15 protein-coding genes and 1 pseudogene are annotated in these 18981 nt (G+C 40.0%); 6 read left to right on the top strand and 10 right to left on the bottom strand.

Annotated features, from left to right (window positions below):
* Positions 1-48: 48 nt before the first annotated feature.
* The 4 genes from LVY74_RS07930 to LVY74_RS07915 form a co-directional block, all read right to left on the bottom strand.
* Positions 49-1470, bottom strand: a complete 1422-nt coding sequence (locus LVY74_RS07930) for an amino acid permease (protein WP_237814625.1) — start codon at positions 1468-1470, stop codon at positions 49-51.
* Between the two features lie 89 nt (positions 1471-1559).
* Positions 1560-1724: a hypothetical protein gene (locus LVY74_RS07925; RefSeq protein WP_237814624.1), complete on the bottom strand. Its 165-nt coding sequence runs from the start codon at positions 1722-1724 to the stop codon at positions 1560-1562.
* 508 nt (positions 1725-2232) lie between these two features.
* Positions 2233-2427 carry a hypothetical protein gene (locus LVY74_RS07920; RefSeq protein WP_237814623.1) on the bottom strand — a complete coding sequence of 65 codons (195 nt, stop codon included), beginning with the start codon at positions 2425-2427 and terminating at the stop codon, positions 2233-2235.
* A gap of 124 nt (positions 2428-2551) precedes the next feature.
* Complete coding sequence (locus LVY74_RS07915) at positions 2552-3448, bottom strand: LysR family transcriptional regulator ArgP (RefSeq protein WP_151708402.1); 897 nt, start codon at positions 3446-3448, stop codon at positions 2552-2554.
* A 570-nt stretch (positions 3449-4018) separates the two neighbouring features.
* On the opposite strand from LVY74_RS07915, the gene LVY74_RS07910 reads away from it, so the two are divergent.
* Positions 4019-5662, top strand: a complete 1644-nt coding sequence (locus tag LVY74_RS07910) for an inorganic phosphate transporter (RefSeq protein WP_237814622.1) — start codon at positions 4019-4021, stop codon at positions 5660-5662.
* Between the two features lie 47 nt (positions 5663-5709).
* Here the strand turns inward: LVY74_RS07910 and ybaK are convergent, their stop codons facing one another.
* The gene (gene ybaK / locus LVY74_RS07905) at positions 5710-6177 is read right to left on the bottom strand and encodes a Cys-tRNA(Pro) deacylase (RefSeq protein ID WP_237814621.1); all 468 of its coding nucleotides are present in this window, start codon (positions 6175-6177) and stop codon (positions 5710-5712) included.
* Between the two features lie 312 nt (positions 6178-6489).
* Between ybaK and ptsP the strand changes: the two genes are divergently transcribed.
* From ptsP to LVY74_RS07885, 4 genes are all read left to right on the top strand, one after another.
* Positions 6490-9342: a phosphoenolpyruvate--protein phosphotransferase gene (ptsP, locus tag LVY74_RS07900; RefSeq protein WP_237814620.1), complete on the top strand. Its 2853-nt coding sequence runs from the start codon at positions 6490-6492 to the stop codon at positions 9340-9342.
* 5 nt (positions 9343-9347) lie between these two features.
* Complete coding sequence (gene pfkB / locus LVY74_RS07895) at positions 9348-10283, top strand: 1-phosphofructokinase (protein ID WP_237814619.1); 936 nt, start codon at positions 9348-9350, stop codon at positions 10281-10283.
* 4 nt (positions 10284-10287) lie between these two features.
* Positions 10288-12003, top strand: a complete 1716-nt coding sequence (locus LVY74_RS07890; RefSeq protein ID WP_237814618.1) for a fructose-specific PTS transporter subunit EIIC — start codon at positions 10288-10290, stop codon at positions 12001-12003.
* A 567-nt stretch (positions 12004-12570) separates the two neighbouring features.
* Entirely contained in the window at positions 12571-13128 is a 558-nt protein-coding gene (locus tag LVY74_RS07885) for a CHAP domain-containing protein (protein ID WP_237814617.1), read from the top strand.
* A gap of 45 nt (positions 13129-13173) precedes the next feature.
* Here LVY74_RS07885 and LVY74_RS07880 read toward each other — a convergent pair.
* The 4 genes and pseudogenes from LVY74_RS07880 to LVY74_RS07865 all read right to left on the bottom strand — a co-directional run.
* Positions 13174-13706 (bottom strand): annotated as a pseudogene (locus LVY74_RS07880) (tyrosine-type recombinase/integrase); the annotation flags it as partial.
* Between the two features lie 360 nt (positions 13707-14066).
* The gene (locus LVY74_RS07875) at positions 14067-15074 is read right to left on the bottom strand and encodes a hypothetical protein (protein ID WP_237814616.1); all 1008 of its coding nucleotides are present in this window, start codon (positions 15072-15074) and stop codon (positions 14067-14069) included.
* A 31-nt stretch (positions 15075-15105) separates the two neighbouring features.
* Positions 15106-16374 carry a YagK/YfjJ domain-containing protein gene (locus LVY74_RS07870; protein ID WP_237814615.1) on the bottom strand — a complete coding sequence of 423 codons (1269 nt, stop codon included), beginning with the start codon at positions 16372-16374 and terminating at the stop codon, positions 15106-15108.
* A 313-nt stretch (positions 16375-16687) separates the two neighbouring features.
* Positions 16688-16900, bottom strand: coding sequence for a helix-turn-helix transcriptional regulator (locus LVY74_RS07865; RefSeq protein WP_237814614.1), 213 nt, complete (start codon positions 16898-16900; stop codon positions 16688-16690).
* Positions 16901-17005: 105 nt separating this feature from the next.
* Here LVY74_RS07865 and LVY74_RS07860 point away from each other — a divergent pair, with 105 nt between their 5' ends.
* Positions 17006-18355 carry a hypothetical protein gene (locus tag LVY74_RS07860; RefSeq protein WP_237814613.1) on the top strand — a complete coding sequence of 450 codons (1350 nt, stop codon included), beginning with the start codon at positions 17006-17008 and terminating at the stop codon, positions 18353-18355.
* A 203-nt stretch (positions 18356-18558) separates the two neighbouring features.
* On the opposite strand, the gene LVY74_RS07855 is transcribed toward LVY74_RS07860, so the two are convergent.
* Complete coding sequence (locus LVY74_RS07855) at positions 18559-18918, bottom strand: hypothetical protein (RefSeq protein ID WP_237814612.1); 360 nt, start codon at positions 18916-18918, stop codon at positions 18559-18561.
* Positions 18919-18981 lie beyond the last annotated feature (63 nt).

Here is an 18981-nt window from a genome sequence, read left to right as displayed (position 1 = left end):
AACCCACAGATGTGGGCTTTTTATGCTGGCAGAAGGGTTTATCCTATCTTAGCCAAGATTCTTTTCTTCTTTTAACGCTGCTTGCTGTTCTTTACCCCAGTTAAATTTCTGAGCACATACACCCAAAATTACGATAAATAGAGCCAAGCCAGACGTATAGATGACTTCTTTAAAGTATGTTCCTTCAATCAGCATAGCGATAATTGCACCTACAATGGTGAAGATGACCGCATAGGTTAAACCCGGGAACAACCACATTTTGAACTCAAGTTTCTGACCTGAAGCTTCAATTTTTTGGCGTAAACGCAACTGTGAACAAGCAATCGTTAAGTAAACATACAATGCTGCTGTACCTGTTGCGAGCATAAAGATGTCATAAACATCCATACTGTTTGTTGCTGTTAAAATTGCAGCCAATACTGCAAAGATACAAGATACAAATACACCAACTGAAGGGCTACCTTTACTGTTGATTGAACCAAATGATTTTGGTGCATCACCACGTTTAGATAAAGAGAACAACATACGTGAACAGGTATAAAGTGCTGAGTTAAAGCAGCTACATACAGAAGTCAGTACTACAAAGTTAACGATATGACGTGCTTCAGGAACACCAAGCGCAGTCAATGTTACGCTGTATGTACCCCAAGTTGCATCTTTTAAAAGCGGGTTGTTATGTGGGATCAAACATACAGTAATGAACATTGAACCTACATAAAACAATAAGATACGCCAAACAACAGAGTTAGATGCTTTACGAATTTCACGTGCAGGATTATCTGATTCAGCCGCAGCGACAGTCACGATTTCTGCGCCAATATAGGCAAACATCACACCCAGTAAAGCGGTAATAATGGATGAGAAGCCATTTGGCATAAAGCCTTGTGCAGTGAGATTGCTAAAGCCTTGAGCACCTGGTTGGCTCCATGGCCACAAATGTAATACAGCCAAGCTACCGATCACCAAGAAGATCACGATGGCGATCACTTTGATTAAGGCAAACCAAAATTCAAATTCTCCATAACTTTTTACATTTTGTAAGTTAACGAGAATTAGTGCCCCAATCACAGCAAACATATATACCCAAATTGGGATGAGCGGGAACCAGCTATTTAAGATTTTCCCTGCAACATAGGCTTCCCAACCCATGAGCAGTGCCCATGAACACCAGTATAGCCAACCGATGGTAAAACCTGCCCAACGTCCAATCGCACGATCTGCATAAGTTGAAAAAGAGCCTGTATCTGGGTTGAGAACAGCCATCTCACCGAGCATACGCATAACAAGTAAAATCAATAAACCGCCAAGTGCATATGCAATTACTGCAGCAGGACCTGCCGAAGCAATGACGTTACCTGAACCAATAAATAATGAACCCCCAATTACACCTGCAATCGAGATCATTGTAAGATGACGTGACTTAAGCCCGTGCTTTAAGTCGGAGGTGTTGCCCTCATTTGCTTGCGTCATAAAAAACCTTCACAAAAAAGAAAAAAATGAATCGAATTGAACGCACAACTGCTTTAAGCGAAGTTGCATGTTCCGCAGCAAGCACATGCCTAGCTACCCTGCAAGTAAGAGGAAAAGGAGTTTGAGGCTGTAACATGCTGGGCAGTTACAGCAATATTGGAACAGAGGCGATCTAAACAGATCGTTTGATGACCAGTTGGATGGCGACCGCCGATTGTGGCGACATGCACATAAATTGCTTGATGTGTTGCCATATGATTTTCCTTAATTCATTACTTCGGATTTCGCGGATTTAAGCGCAAATGTCCTGCAAATTTGTTGTAAGACTCGATATTGGACTAAAGTCGAATTGGCTTTTGTTTCAACAGCGTGTGTGACAACAGTTGTGTATGCATACTTCCAGTAACTTTAATTTGTCGTTTAAGTGCCAAAGAAACGAGAGCCATTTAGGAATATAAGGAAAGAGCCAATGTGAAAACTTCATCAAAAAATTGGCACTAAAACCATAAAAATATTATGGGATTATTTTAACCAAAAAAAACAAAAAATAGATTAAAAATATTAATTTTCAATCATTTAACATAAATTCAATAGTGTTGTTTTTTTGTAAATAGATACTAAAAAATGCTTAAAAACATTAATTTAAAAAATACTAAGAATTTTTTTTAAAAATATTTAAAATAACGGTCAAAGAGCTTATTGAGCAAATAAAAAAGTCAGGCAGTGTTTCCACTCTCCTGACTTTCGGTTATGGCTTAAAAATTACCAGCCACCACGGTCACCGCCGCGATCGCCACCACCATGACCGCCACGGTCACCGCCGCCATCATAATGACCACCACCACCGCCATGATGTGGGCCATCTGCCCACCAGAATGGATCAAAGAGTGCACAGCCTGACATGCTGAGTACAGAAATCATCGCTAAGCTACCCAATAGCACTTTGACTTTTTTCATGATTGTCTCCTTATCACAACTGCGTACCTTAACTGATACACAGGCGGGAAAAATGAAGATATTGATAGATTTTGTTGTTTTATACTGTAAAAACACCAATAAACAGTTAAATTTTGCTGAAAAGCTAGGCGGGGCGTAGAAAACGTACGCTTTGCTGACAAATATGTTTGGTGAGTTGTTGAAGTTGTGGGGATTGTTGCTGCCAGTGATGCCAATACAAGGCGATATCTGTTTGAGCTTCGGGTAAGATTTCAACTAATTCACCCAGTTCAAGGGCTGTACCCAGTTGTACATCGGGAACAAGTCCATAGCCCAAATCTCGATGAATCGCATGCACAAATGCTTCTGAAGACGGAATGAAATGATAGGGGTAACTATTTGAAGTTAGACCATAAAGTTTCAGTAAAACATTTTGATGCATGTGGTCTTTATGATTAAAAATCACCGCAGGGGCTTGAGTCAGTGCTTGCCGATGAACGCCTGTTTTGAACCAACGTGCAATAAATGCAGGTGTTGCCACCATTTTATAGCGCATATAACCCAAAGGTTTAGCTAAACAGCCACGTAAGGGTTCAGTTTCAACTGAAATACAGGCATGAACTTGTCCTGCTTCGAGTAGTGCGTGTGTGAGTGATTGATCATCAATTCGAATTTCTACAGCGATTTTTTGTTGAATCACCATTTGTTGTAAGCTTGGAAGTAGCCATGTCGCCAATGAGTCGGCATTGCTGGCAATAATCAGTTTAATAAACTCAGAATCGGCTTGTTTGCCTTGCAAACTCTGTAAAAAATTTTGTTCCATAAAACGTTGGCGTTGTAAGTATTGCAGAAGTTGTTCACCTGCGGGAGTGGTTTGGCACGGACGCCCGCGGATCAGCAGCATTTGCCCAAGTTGGCGTTCAAGTGCTTGGACACGTAAAGATACCGCTGAAGCGGTTAAGTGAAGCTGTAAACTGGCATATTCAAAACTTCCAGTTTCTGCGACAGCGAGAAAAGCTTGGCATTGTTTACTGTCGAGCATTGCATAATCCAACTGAGTTTTTTTTAGATATGACTAGATTAACTTAAAATTATTTATTTTTTAGAAAAAATGAAAAATGATTTAAGCTTGACAAAGCAACGATGAGAAAAATAAGAAAAATGACACACTTTTGGGGTGGAAATGTGACTGGATTAAAAATGATAAAATAGCATTTTGGGGAGCGAAGTATTATGCACCAAATTAAAGCAATTTTATATTTATATAAAATCGTTTGCTTGCAAGTTCGACAAAAATTGTTGAAAAATCTAGCAAATACAAATCAATATTTTAAATTTAAGCGAGAGGAAAAATAATAGATTATTTTATTGATCTATTTTGGTGCGATTTTAATCAATAAGGTTAAACTTAATTAAGTGTTTTAATTTTAAGAGTTTAATTGTACTTTGTTGTGAAAATTGAATTGAGTTTTTTATGTAACTGGCTGTGGTAAATATATTTAAGTCCCCAATATGGTGCGAATGAATTTACAATGAAATTCAGAGAAATGTCATTTAATTGTCACAATACCGTCGCAAAATTTGCACAATCTTATGATATGTCGCAGACCTCATGAATCATCAGGCATCTATAGTGGCTGACACCCAACCAACGCCAGTCATTGCCCCAACAATCAAAAATTCTTCTAATAATATTCATGCTCCAACCCCTAGCTGGTTTAAATATGTTTTTGCTGTAGTCGTTTTAGCATCCCTGACCTATATCGGTGTACAGCTCACTTTCGATTTGTCTCAAGTTCCACCTTTAAGCCTGTTCTCATTCATCATGCTCGGTATGGCTTTGGTGATTGCTTTAGGCTTTGAATTTGTCAATGGTTTTCATGACACCGCCAACGCCGTTGCAACCGTGATTTATACCAACGCCATGCCTGCGCCTGTTGCAGTCATGTGGTCTGGATTCTTTAACTTTCTCGGTGTTTTAACTGCAAGTGGTGCAGTGGCTTACGGCATCATTGCGTTATTGCCTGTTGAGTTGATCTTGCATGTTGACAGTGGCGCTGGTTTTGCCATGGTGTTTGCTTTATTACTTGCAGCAATTATCTGGAATTTGGGCACATGGCTGTTTGGGATTCCTGCTTCAAGTTCACATACCATGATTGGTTCAATTATTGGTGTAGGCATCATGAACCAGTTGTTGCACTCGGCAACAGATGGGGTGAGTGGTGTTGATATGGGGCAAGTGCTAAAGGTTGCCAAAGCATTGTTCTTCTCACCGTTGATTGGTTTCGGTTTGGCAGCAGCAGCGTTCTTATTGTTAAAGTTGGTAATGAAAAAACGCCAAAAGGAATTGTTTGTTGCTCCTGAAGGTAATAAGCCGCCATCGTTCTTGGTACGTGTGTTACTGATCTGTACTTGTACAGGGGTAAGTTTTGCCCACGGTTCAAACGATGGTCAAAAGGGTATGGGCTTGATCATGCTGATTTTGATCGGGATTGTACCGCTTGCCTATTCACTCAATAAAACCATGGATCCTGCGCAAGTTCAGTCTTTTGCAGCATTGTCAGAAAAAACCGCGCATATTCTGGTGGCTGATCAACCGAATATGCCTGAACTGCAAGCCCGTGATGTTTTAACCAAGTTTATTCAAACGCATCAATATAACCAGAAAGTCATGCCAGCAGTCGCAAGTTTGTCGAACCATTTGGGTGAAGCGGTTGCGAGCTATGGCAGCATGTCAAAAGTACCTGAGAAAGCAACCGTTAACTTGCGCAATGATATGTACTTGAGCAATGCCAGCTTGAAAGAGTTGGATAAAGGCAATCACTTGGCACAATTGTCACCTGCACAAAAAGCAACGGTTGATGACTACCGTAAGAATATCGATAAAGCCACTCAATACATTCCAACATGGGTAAAAGTAGCCGTGGCATTGGCGCTTGGTCTAGGCACCATGGTCGGTTGGAAACGTATTGTGGTGACGGTTGGGGAACGTATTGGTAAAACACATTTGACGTATGGTCAAGGGATGTCGGCTGAGCTAGTCGCGATGGGGACGATCATTGCTGCGGATAAGTTTGGTTTACCTGTCAGCACCACGCATGTCTTGAATAGTGCCGTAGCAGGAACCATGACCGCCAACAAATCAGGTTTACAGTGGGGAACCGTGAAAAGCATCCTGATGGCATGGGTATTGACCTTGCCATGTGCAATGGTGCTTTCTGCTTCATTATTCTGGGTATTTCTACAATTCGTTTAAGAGATAACTCGCTGTAAAAAAGACCTCATAAGAGGTCTTTTTTTGTTTTAGAGATCGATGACATCGGCAAAGCTTGCTCCGAGTAACTGTGCCAAATCTTGTGGGGACAAACCAATATCCAAACCACGTTTGCCACCGCTGACATACATTTTCGTTAAAGCTTGTGCGCTAGCATCAATCACGGTTTTTAAGCGTTTTTTCTGTCCCAATGGACTAATTCCACCGACCAAGTAACCTGTGAGGCGTTCAGCATCTTTCGGGTCTGCCATGTGCAGTTTTTTGCAACCTAATGCGGTCGCTACTTTTTTTAAGTTCAACTGATGCTGTACAGGCAAGACAGCCACGAAGTGATTTTTATCATCCGTCACCAATAAAGTTTTAAACACTTCATGGACGGCTAAATTCAGCTTTTCAGCCGCTTCAAGTCCAAAGCTTTTGGCATTGGCATCGTGCTCATATTCATGCACGCTAAATGTAATTTTTTTCGATTGGAGTAATTTACAGGCAGGGGTCATCGGGAAAACTCTGATGCAAATAAGAAGCTTGGCATTATAGTCCTGTTTTGACTTGAGCATTGCAGATTGATGGATAAATGTATGTGTAACGCAAATCAGATGCAAATGTGGTGCGCTTTTGTACAATCGTTACACTCAAAAGCTTAATTCTCAATTAATATTTAAAAGCTATGATTTTAGCCCGCAAAAATCCAAGCGATGATGATCAAAAAAACTGATTTTCAGAGGAAACCCGAGTAGAATCCGCCTTTCGTTTTTTCTCTAGAAAGGCACCGCCTCAACTCGACTTATGATGTTTTTCAAGGAATTCTTATGTTAGCGCTAGATACACAACATGTTCGGATGAATCAGCATGCTGTAGATAAAGCTCAGGCGTTGCAATGTCTAGTGGATATTTTAGTTGAAGATCAACTGGTTAAGCCTGAGTACATTCAGGGTTTGCTTGGACGTGAGCAACAAAGTGCAACTTACTTGGGGCAAGGTATTGCCATTCCGCATGGAACACCACAGTCGCGCCAGTATATTTTAGAGACTGGGGTGCGTTTAGCTCACTTTCCTGAAGGCGTAGTCTGGGATGGTGAAAACAAGATTTATTTGGCAGTGGTGATTGCTGCAAAGTCAGATGAACATTTACAAGTTTTACAAATTCTGACCCGAGCTTTGCTCGATGATGTTTCTGAGCGCGTGAAAAATGCCGAATCGGCTCAGCAAATTATTGAACTTTTACAGGCACAGCCGCCATCTTTGGCATTGCATGAAAACTTGATTGCGACCAAAGTAGCTGTGTCGGATCTGGATGATTTTATCTGGCAAGCCAGTCAATTGTTGAAACAACAAAAAATGGTGGAATGTGGCTTCCTGAGCCAGTTACAACCCAAAAATATGATTCACTTGGGTGAAGACCTTTGGTCGATTACTGCGAGCCAGCATGTGTTGAGCCCTGCGGTCAGCATTATCCAGGCTGAACAGCCGATTCAGTATCAAGGTCAGCAACTTGGTACGTTGTTGTGTATTGCTAGCAATCCACAGCTCGACATGACCCAGTTTAACCGACTCATGGACATTTTCTTTGATCCTGAGCAGTTACAAAGCTTGAGTCAGCAAAAAGATGCGCAGCAAATTGCCCAGCTGATTGGTGCAGAAATGATTCCTGATTGGGCATCACAGCGTGTGGTACTGGCGAATGCCCATGGGCTGCACGCACGACCTGCAACTCAGTTGGTCAATAGCTGTAAGGCTTTCCAAGGTGAGATTCAGGTGTCTGTCGATGGTGGGCAGTTTGTATCGGCGAAAAGTCTAACTAAATTGTTGTCTTTGGGCTGTAAGCGTGGACAAACCCTGACGTTTATTGCTGAACCTGAAACTGATGCCGTTGCTGGATTAGCAAGCGTGATTGCCGCCGTTCAACAAGGTCTAGGTGAAGAAGTTGGGCCAGTTCAGGAAACTGCAACAGCGGCGCAGCCTGTTCAGAGCATTGTGGTTGAAGAAGAAACCCAAGCAATACCTGATCAAAGTCACGGGATTGCAGCATCGGCTGGTTTGGCGTTTGGCCCTGCACATGTGGTGAAACCGCGCAAGTTCAAATATGACCGTTTTGGTTCAAGCCTGAAAGCGGAAAGCGAAAAGCTCGATATCGCGATTCGTCAGGTCAAAAATAGCATTCGCCAGTTTATTGCTCAAAGCTCAATTGAAGCAATCAAACAGATTTTCATGGCACATTTGGAAATGCTGGATGACCCAGATTTGATTCAAAGCGTACAACGTGGCGTGCAGCAAAATTTATCTGCTGCCGCTGCATGGCATGAACATATTGAAGCGGCTGCCAAAGCACAAGAATCACTGAATGACCATTTGTTGGCTGAACGTGCCGCAGACTTACGTGATATTGGCGAGCGTGTTCTTGCGGTCTTGTGTGGTGCGCCAGAAATTACCGAGCCGCAAGAACCGTACATTTTGGTGATGCATGATGTTGGGCCAAGTGATGTGGCACGTCTTAACAAAGATCGTGTTGCAGGGATTTTGACGGCTGTTGGTGGGGCAAGCGCGCATAGTGCGATTGTAGCCCGTGCTTTAGGCATTCCTGCGGTGGTCGGTGCAGGCTCAGCAGTGCTGAATATTCCCAATCACAGCGTTGTGCTGATCGATGGAGATACAGGCGAATTCATCGTCAAGCCTGAAGCTGAGCGCATCGAACAGGCGATTGCTGAACGTGAGCGTCAACGCCAACTGCGTGAGCAGGCCGAGCAGCATTGTTTGGAACCTGCAATGACGTTAGATCAGCATGCAATCGAGATTGCAGCCAATATTGGGAAAGTACAAGCGACGGCTCAAGCAGTTGAGCATGGTGCAGAAGCCATTGGTTTATTGCGGACTGAATTGGTGTTTATGTCGCATAACAGTGCGCCAAACGAAGCCGTTCAAGAAGCAGATTATCGTGTGGTGTTTGACGCTTTGGCAGGTCGTCCGTTGGTGGTACGTACTCTCGATGTTGGTGGTGACAAACCATTGCCATATTTACCGATTGCACCTGAAGAAAATCCGTTCTTGGGTTTACGCGGTATTCGTTTGACTTTGCGTCAACCCGAATTACTGCGTCAGCAACTGGTCGCGTTGCTTAAGGCTGCGGATAATCGTCCTTTACGCATTATGTTCCCGATGATTGGACGTGTAGAAGAATGGCGTGAAGCCAAAGCCATTTTGGATGAAGTCCGTGCAGCGCATCCGTGTGAACACCTTGAAGTGGGTATCATGATTGAAGTACCTGCGGCGGCATTGCTCTCGCCAATTTTGGCGCAGGAAGTCGATTTCTTTAGTATCGGCACCAATGACCTGACCCAGTACACCATGGCAATTGACCGTGGACACCCTGTGTTGTCGGCTGAGGCGGATGGTTTGCATCCAAGCGTTTTATTACTGATTGACCAAACTGTACGTGCTGCACATCAGCATGGTAAATGGGTCGGTATTTGCGGTGAATTGGCAGGCGACCCTAAAGCTGTCCCAGTATTGATGGGACTTGGGGTGGATGAGCTGAGTATGTCGAGTACCCGTATTCCATTGGTCAAAGCACAGATTCGACAGTTAAATTTTGCTGACTGTCAGCAATTGGCACAACGTGCGTTAGCTTGTGACACTGCAACCGCAGTCCGTAATTTAGTTGAGTAAGTGGTATGGCAAAAATTTTAACAGTGACTCTCAATCCTGCGATTGATGTCACTTTACAGCTAGACAACTTGCAGGTCGGTGAAGTCAATCGTCATCATGCGGTTGTCAGTCATGCTGCGGGTAAAGGCTTAAATGTCGCACAAGTGCTGAAAGATTTAGGGCATGATGTCATCGTGACTGGCTTTTTAGGTGCAGACAATCGTCAAATTTTTGATGCACACTTTGCTCAAGAAGGCTTTGAAAATCAGTTTGTCTATGTGGCAGGCGAAACCCGCCAAAACATTAAAATTGCGGAAGCTTCAGGTCGTATGACCGATATTAATGGCAAAGGTGTCCAAATTGATGCGATTGCCAAACAGCAATTATTTGACAAAATTCAAAGTCTTCTGACTCATATTGAGATTGTGGTGATTGCAGGAAGTTTACCACCAGGTTTTGATGCCAATGAGCTAAAACAACTGATTGAATGGTTGAATCAGCAAGGTAAAAAAGTCGCTGTAGACACCAGTGGTCAGGCGTTAAGTGCAGCAATTGCAGCAAATCCGTGGTTGATTAAACCCAATGGTGATGAGCTCACTGAAACTTATCATTTGCCTGCTAGCACTTATCTTGAACAGCAGCAACTTTTCCAGTCGATTGGGCATATGCAAATTCAGCATATTATTGTTTCAATGGGTGAGGGTGGTGTGAACTGGTTACATCCAACTCATCCCTTACATGCTCAAGCACCAAAGGTACAGGTGAAAAGTACAGTCGGGGCTGGGGATTCTTTGGTTGCGGGAATGATTCATGGCTTATTAACGTATTACAGCCCTGAAGAAATTTTAAAAACTGCAACAGCAATTGCCAGTCATGCTGTGACCCAAATCGGGTTTCAAGTCCCAGATCTCTCTGTCATTGAAGACTTGAAGCAAAAAATTGCCATCAATTCGTTGAGCTAGGATTATGTCAGACATTCATCAGATTTTATTTGTACCGCATAGTGCTGAACAGCCCATCAATGCATTGATTTTGGCAAAGAAACTTGTACAGATTGCCCAAAAAGCAGGGCATCAGGCTCAGGTTGTTGAAGAGCTTGAGCAAGTTACTTCGTTGCCTGCCGATGTGGTTGTGGTGCTTGGACAGAAATTACCTAAGTTACCGCTTGCTGACACGCAAAAAGTGGCCTTGATTGATTTGGATCAGGCACAGCAAGATCCAAATGCGTTATTGCAACAGGCTTTGGCGACTGCTCAAACAGTTACAGAGCTTGCTGAACAACCGCAGCAAGCCAACACAGAAGCGCGCAAATTTGTTGCGATTACCGCTTGCCCAACAGGGGTTGCCCATACCTTTATGGCGGCAGAAGCACTACAACATGGTGCCACGAAACTGGGCTATGAGATTCATGTAGAAACTCAGGGTTCTGTTGGTGCAAAGAATATTTTGTCTGCTGAAGCCATTGCTGATGCAGATATCGTGATTTTGGCGACGGATATTGAAGTCAATACCGACCGTTTTGTGGGCAAGCGCGTATATCGTTGTGGTACAGGCTTTGCGCTCAAACAAACCGATAAAGCCTTTGCGAGCGCGATCAAAGAAGCAAAAGTTTTAGAGTCGGGCAAACAGCAGACAACTGCAAACAGCGAAGGCTCGGAAAAGAAAGAAAAAGTTGGCATTTATAAACATCTGCTGACAGGTGTGTCTTTCATGCTGCCAATGGTGGTCGCAGGTGGTTTAATCATCGCGATTTCTTTCATGTTTGGTTTAAACCCTGTTGATGGTAGCTTTGCAGCATCTTTAAAACAGATTGGTGTTGCTGCATTTACCCTCATGGTACCCATGCTGGCAGGTTATATTGCCTATTCGATTGCTGATCGTCCTGGTTTAACCCCTGGTCTGATTGGTGGCTTGCTGGCAGCCCAATTGCAAGCAGGCTTCTTGGGTGGTTTGGTCGCAGGTTTCTTGGCGGGTTATATTGCGTTGTTTCTTGCCAAAAAAGTCAAACTGCCTTCAAGTTTGGAAGCCTTAAAGCCGATTCTGATTATTCCATTGCTGGCAAGTTTGGCGGTTGGACTGATCATGATTTATATCGTGGGGCATCCAGTTGCTGAACTCTTTGATTTATTAAAAGAGTTTCTTGCCACGATGGGAACAACCAATGCCATGATTATGGGCGTAGTCTTGGGCAGTATGATGTGTATTGATTTAGGTGGCCCGATCAATAAAGCAGCCTATGCCTTTACGGTGGGTTTGCTGACATCACAAACTTATGAGCCTATGGCGATTACCATGGCGGCAGGTATGGTGCCACCACTCGGTATGGCGATTGCGACATTCTTGGCGAAAAATAAATTTGCCAAGTCTGAGCAAGATGCAGGTAAAGCGGCGATTGTCTTGGGGTTGTGCTTTATTTCTGAAGGGGCGATTCCATTTGCAGCTAAAGACCCGATTCGTGTGATTCCATGTACGATTGCAGGTGGAGCGGTGACAGGTGCACTGGTTGCCATGTTTAAATGCCAGTTGGTGACTCCGCATGGTGGTATTATTGCGTTAGTGATCCCTAACGCGATTAATCATCCTTTGCAATACCTCATTGCAATTGCGGTTGGAAGTTTTGTGACAGGTATTAGCTATGCAGTCATTAAGCAGCGTGAAACAGTCAAGACTGTAACGGCTTAAATTAGAAACTGCTCAAACCTAAAAGACTGAATCTCCAAAGAGCTTCAGTCTTTTTATTTACAGGTCAGGACGCATATGTCCACCCGATAGAATTAAGGCTAATAAGAGGCTAACTTTCAGTAGACCTGCACTTAAAAGAATCCGATCATATTTTTTGAACCATAGTTTCATAGCAAGCAATCATCCCTTTTGATCTAAAGCATATCGAAACGCAGTTAGCAAATAGCTTAAAAATAAAAATGTTAGGAAAGTAGGTATAAATTGTGAGAATAAGTATGTTTTGTGAGCATAAATTACAGACTTTCCAAGACCAATTGAATGCTTTCTCTCGTGCTTTAAAAGTCAAATTGATTAAATATTAATCAAATGGTATCTTAAATTGTAACCATGATGTGATACGTTATATCGTTTTTAAATCAGAAATATAGATAACATTAGGCAGTAAAAATTAGCATTGTAAATTTAGAGATGTCTAAAATTTGTTACAACCCTTTCATACATCTTAAAAGCTTTCTCTCTACAATGGCACGCTGTTGATGTTTTGATGGAAAAAAATAGGTTTTTGTAATGATACATGCTCACCATGCGGTTCATGCGCATAACTCTCACACCCATTCAGTTCAGGTTCACGTTCGCCATGCATCTTCACGTGATATAAAAAAACCAGAGCATGTTCAATCTCAGCGTAAAGCACATCATAGCAAAAACGTGAAATATCGAATCGATCAACAATCTACTCTAGATGCACAACGTATTAATGTTTCTAAATTTTCAATCAAGTTAGAAAGTATCTCTGCACGCCGTAGTTCTGAAAAATGTGCACGTAATGTGCGAATTGCTTTGCAAACTGCAGGTGCTGATGTTTCTAATCATCCGATTGCCGCAGCAGATTGGGGGCGGACTTTAGAGAAAAATGGTTATAAACAAATTAAACCTGCATTTAATCGACCACAGAAAGGTGATATTTATATCATTGATGCAACAAGTGACCATGTTTATGGACATATTGCAGGATATACTGGATCAGAATGGATCTCAGACTTCCGTCAAAGTGGTTATGCGGTATATAAAGAAAAAGATGTTGAATATCATTATTATCGGTTAGAGCCTACAACCGAACTATAATCTAGGCAGCAATAAAAAAGGTCTAAATCTAAAGATTTAACCTTTTTTGAGAATCGCGAAACGAAAGATACGACCAGCTAAAGGGATGGAACGCTTCGCCATTTCTTGTGCGCCATGTGCTTCAATTTTTTTGGCACAGGCAAGAACATCTTTCCCTTTAATTTGGTCAATTGGCATATTGCCCAAAGTAGGAAAAAGGTCTTTTTCAAATACAGATAAATCACGTAAATAAGTCGTTTCTTTAATGACAGCTTTACGATCTTCCACCCATTCCATAGCAAGCGCTTTAAAAAGTGTATTTTCATTGACCTGTATTTTCTTTTGTTTTTTGCTTCATTGGGATTAATCCCATCTTTCAGTCCTAAGCGAGCCTCATCTCTGGCACGGCAAGCCTGAGCCAATGTGGTCTCTGGATATGTACCAATACTGAAAATGTTTTCTTTACCATTAAAACGGAATTTCATTCGCCAATGTATACCACCCCATGGCGTGACTTCTAAGTACATACCTTTTTCATCAGCATACTTGGTTTTCTTCTCTAATGGCTTGATTTTTCTGAATTGATCGCCTGTGAGGATTACTATTTTTTCGCAGAATTGGGGGTATAATTTTGGGGGTAATTTATTATTCCCACAGTGATATCCCCAACTATATCGGGATTGCAATAGATGGAATGGATCGTATTAGACATAAAAAAAGCCTAAACCCTTTAGATTTAAGCTTTTTGAAATCCTGCAGGACATTGCAGGAATAAAATCTGGCGAGAGAGGGAATCATATTTTCTGTATAAGATTTTGATAAAAATAAAATAAAGATTTTATATTTTTAATTTATCCCCCAATTGTCCCCCATTAAGAAAATACAAATTTAATTTTAAAACAGTATTAATAGTAAAAGGCTCTGATCAGAGCCTTTTACTATATAGATAGAACCCAACCCTAGATATTTCCTGTGTATTCTTTCCACAAATAAGTAATACTATTGCCTCTATAACGATAAAAACCAAGTGGTTCATGTACGCGTTCAATCAGTTGTAACCATGCCTTTTGAACCGTACCTTGTCCATCATAGCAATGGGTGTATTTTGGCTCTGGAAAAATTCCTTGTAGCTGATAATCCAAGCAAACTATTTCCCATTGTTCTTGCAATAAAGGTAAATAATCTATTTTATCGCCAAGTATATAAATGAATGCTTGTGCTGTTAGATGATGATCAAGCCCTTTAACGATGTGCCACTGAATATCATAAAGTTTACCTGCGAGCTGTTTTGAAGCATGTAGCCATTGAAAGTATTTTTTCAGTACTTTTACTGAATCTTTTTCCGCATCTTCCTGCGTCATATAATGTGGAGGGTTAGTTTGAGCAATTAATGGTAGCTCTAAGAAAATACAATTGGCTTGTTCTTGGGTTTGCATGACACGTCTGAAAACTGTCTTTTGTTCATTGCGAAGTTTTTGGATTTGGGCTTGAAATTTATTTGCTTGAAGTTTGGCTTTAGCTGTATAGAGTTCAGCACGTAAACAACGGAATAAATTTTCCCATATATGATTAGGAACTGGCTGGAGTGATCTCATGAGTTGTGAGTTTTCAACAGCAAATTTATGGAAAACCTTGAGATAAGGATTTGTTTCAAATCCATTAAAAAGATCTACAAACTGTGAAAACAGTGGCATTTGCTGGAGCGCAAAATAACACAATGGATTCATTAAAGGATTTGGGTAAGCCAAGGTTGGCTTTGGAAAGACTTTAATCGTATCTTGCTCTAGCTTTTTTTGAAAATCAATTAATCCAAATGCCGTTTGCTCAAAGTATCCATTGGCGTATGGTGGACGTGTTATTTTGATATCAAATGATAAGTTTACATGGTTATTGGGGTAAACATTCGGTGGTGTTTGAGTATGATTAATAAATAAAGGTTGTGCGTTGGGTACAAATACTTGGTTCATATTGAAAATCTCTGTAATAGGGTTAAATAGATCAATAATGTTTGGTCAGGTTTGGGCGACCCATTTTGTTACGTAGATGAGGTGAAACGCCTGTATTTAATGTTTTGACGCGTTCTAAGCTGCTATGTAAGACGTACTGCTCAAACTTAGCAAAGTAGTGAATAACTTTCGCAATGTTGTCGTACTTAGTCTGATCATCACGGTTGATTACACCTAAAGCATCGTATTTGTACTTCTTACGATTCTTGCTGGAATTACAGTTAAAATAGCTATGCTTACCATCAATTTGCTTATCCCACATTTCACCAATCATTCGACCTAAGCTAATGTCTTCACGATGCTTGCTACCACAAAAAAAGAAAAAGCAATGAATGTGTAAAGCCTGATCTACGCCTTGCTCAAGCTTCCAAACGTAGCCTTTTAAACGCATAGACTTACTGCGACGTAGTTTCTGTAAAATTATATGGAAATGCTTTACAGTTTCTTTAGGCGTAAAGTGCTTTTTGTCTATAGGTAAATATAGATCAATACGCACACCAACTAAGCGCGAGTATTTTTTACGTAGTTTATCGATGTATCTCAGTACGTTTTTTTTACGCTTTCTTGCCATCTTTCGACGATCATTTACACGTTGTACAAATTTTTCATCTTTTAAGCCTTTAAAAATCTCTTTAACAAGGGAATTAGCGATTATTGCTACAGAATTTTTATGACCTGCCGGTATTACATTTGCATTTATTACGTTGAGCTGATCATTCGGGTACTTAATTAAATCGAATAGACAATTCTGATCATTTGGAAGCACTTGATTAAAAGAGAATGTTACTAAATCATATTCTTCACACTTCAAATGCATTGGCGATTTCAATTGCTTATTAGCAAGTAAAAAGCTTCGTATCAATTCCAGTAACTCGGGATAAATCAATTCCCAATGATCTGGAACTAATTGATTTTGTTTTGACTTAATCCAGCCATAGAGGTAAGTCGCATGATGTTTCTTAATTTGATTACATATGAGGATTGCATATAGACAAGCAACAATTTGCGGGTCTAGCTGTTGTTTACAGAGCAGATTGGTTGTCAGTAAGTTTCGTACTTCAGCACTGTTATCTGCATCATCTGAGTAAGCATGTTCTAGCTCAATGCCTGTACTGACTTCATCATAAGGTTCTGATAATGATTCTTCATTTTCTACTTCAACTGATTGCTCTAACTCTTCTGAAGGGAGGGAGGCATCGATTAATTCAAATCTACTTATATCTTTTAGATTAGGTGTAAGATCAATTTCTATGGTGCTCATAGATATAGCTCCAATCGGTAATAAAATACGGATTGCTGCCATCTGATTTATAGTATGTGTAGAATCTAAAAATGATAATTAATATATTGAAATCAATAATTTATTCATATAAGTTTAATTGTTCTTATCAATCAAAATTATATAGAATCTATTATTTATATTATGTATAAATATATAGATATATCAATCATATAGAATACATATGCCAAAATCAGAGACAGCAATGGTTAACAAGGGGACTTAAGATCAAGCCCCATCGGTAATGTCGATATATTTCTGTTACTACGTGAGTGAAAAGATAAGCACTTAAGGCTTATGCTTTTTTATCTAGTAACCATGCATAAATTTCGTGTTGGAACCAGCCTACTGATGAGACTCCAATTTTTATGGGCGTGGGGAAATCTTTGTCATACCTTCGACTTCGTGGATTGAGTTTTTCATAGACTGAACTACGAGATATTCCACATATTTCGGTGACTGCTGGTAAGCGTAGGATTTTTACTTCAGTAGATTGTTCTAAATTCATTGTGTTTGCTCATTAAATTGTCTATTGAACAAAATTATTTTGGTTTAAATTAACTAGTACAAACAGACCAACTTTTGCGTCAAAAATTTGAAATGAGATAGAAAAATGATTAAAAATATTTTTTTTTATTTGACTGATTCACAAATTGATGAATATACGAATGAAAAATTACTGAATGATCCAATTTATCGAAAATACTCTAAGAATAAAAATTATAAAAAAATGAAAAAGTTAGAAAGTGTAGTTAAAAATGTGATTGAAGAAAGTATCAGTGAAAATTCTAATTTAACTAGAGAGATAAGAAGAAAATCAATAGTTTATAATTTAAATAAAAAAATTGAAGTTTTAAAAAATATAATCTTGAATCAAAGAAGCAACGAATGGAGGGAGTTGTATCAATGGTTAAATGAAATCCATAAAAAAAATGTAGAACCGTGTTTGACAAAAGATGTATTTACAGAAGGTGCTCAAGAGTACTTATGGGGAGGTGCCGATGATGATGGACTCATGAGGCGTGAACACTTTGAGTTGGTCAAGAAAATTTATCATACAATTCAATATGGGCGACACGATTCATTTATCAATATTGGGCATTCATTAATTAAGCCTGACAAAGCAGAGATACGAATAAAGGAAATCGTCAAATTATTTAATCAAGAGCTGGATAAAAATGCGATCATTAAGCATAAATTTATAAATTTTATAAAACATTATGATTTACATGGTTTTATATGTACCCCTGATTTTGAAAAGTTCTTTTGTGATTGGTGGGATTATGCTCAATTTTTAATTGAGGAAAAAGGAAATTATTTAAATATTAGAGACTTGGAGATGGAAGTCGTGAATAATCTTAATTACTTTCCTGAACATATAGAGCCATTAAACTTGGTGCCAAATTTATACCGTCGGAATGTGAATGTTTCAAATGGTTATTTAGCGAACTCTCAGGCAACTGAGTTAAAGTTGACTTATGATTTACCAGTAAGAAGCCAAATTCCAATTGAACATATAATTAATAATTATTTAAATGAACTTAAACACTTCTTTTCTAGGTATGCTGAAGAGAATTTTGATTTTCAAGAACGAGTGATTGAAATTAGTAAATTGCAGACACAATTTCAAAGTATGTTGCATAAAACACTAAAGTCGATCGATGAGACGGATTTAAATAGTAGAGTCGTTGAGATACTATATTTGAAATGGTCTTATGAGCGGGAAGACACATATACTCCTTTTGAATTTATGAAAGAATTGGTTAAATTTTTTGATAAAAAAATAGAACGGACTATAGAATACAATTTCAGATTAGATGATAAGTTGTCTACAGATGCTGCAAGAATCTGGATAAAAGCTGTAAATAGAGATGTGGCTGGAAACCATGAAACTTATAATTTGTATGATTTTTCAGTTGGCTCTATAAGACAAAAGCTAGGGCGAAGCCTAAAAAGATTCTAAGCTATATGTCAAAAAATGGCTTGCACAAAAAAAACGTTATTTCTCTAGGGCAAAGACTCATCTTTACATTCATCCAAATTGCCAAAATTGCGGTTTTTAGCATAAAATTGACCACACTGCTGGCTGGATCGGTCAGCAGTTTCGTCCAGTATAACATCAAATTTCACGTTACCAAACGCGTCAGAATTTGGTGTTTTGAATGCCTAAAAATTATAGGTACATGACAAGCTATTATTTGTACTGATGGCCACCTTATGCATATTTTCCGCAGCACAACCTAAATAGACCTGTGTTGCAGAACGAACCATAGTGCATATTCTTAAAATCATAAAAAAACCTTTGGTTCGACAGTTTCCCCGATTGATGAGAAACCCTGTTAATGTGGTGGGGTCATTATTGAGTGAAATAATATCCAACTTATCAACATAGCCTGTTATGGTACTTTGCGAAGGTTCACGACGAGCATAAACTTCAAATTGATCCTGAACAGTTTGAACTGTCTCAGTATTGGTATTACTTTGATCAGCATCATCCATAAATTTTGCATCGGTATCTGTACTCATGGCTTACGCTTGTCGTTCAGATGCACTCGGACTTGGTGCTACGATTGTGTCGGCTGCTTGAGG

The organism is Acinetobacter sp. ME22 (assembly GCF_022012315.1).
In the GTDB taxonomy this organism is placed as follows: Bacteria; Pseudomonadota; Gammaproteobacteria; order Pseudomonadales; family Moraxellaceae; genus Acinetobacter; species Acinetobacter brisouii_A.
This window is presented reverse-complemented; position numbering and strand designations above follow the sequence as displayed.